At 66.4% G+C, this 295-nt stretch carries 1 protein-coding gene; it reads left to right on the plus strand.

What is annotated here, in order from left to right; all coding sequences use genetic code 11:
- The coding region (locus R0J92_RS22345; protein ID WP_411053268.1) for a hypothetical protein at positions 1 to 295 on the plus strand (295 nt) is incomplete at both ends.

The following is a 295-nucleotide window of genomic DNA, read 5'->3' on the forward strand; positions in this document are numbered from 1 at the left end:
GCGCGCGCGGCGGGCGCCGACGTGCTCGTCGACAGCTTCGACGATCCGATCGGCAAGGACGCGATCATCCAGTGGCCGGGCGGTCTGACGATGCAGCTCTACTGGCACACGAAGGAGCCGAACTATGCGCCGCTGCAAAGCGTGCCGGATAACCGCGTGTACGTGTCGCGCTACGAGGCCGACAACTTCGTGCGCCGCTGGGTGCACTTTTCGCACGGCAAGGTGCTGTCCGACAATCCGCGCGCCGATGGCGGCGTGATCGGCCGTCCGGGCGAAACGATCCGCGAGATTCACA

Origin of the sequence: Tritonibacter sp. SIMBA_163 (assembly GCF_046535935.1) — a bacterium.
Lineage (GTDB): Bacteria > Pseudomonadota > Alphaproteobacteria > Rhodobacterales > Rhodobacteraceae > Epibacterium > Epibacterium scottomollicae.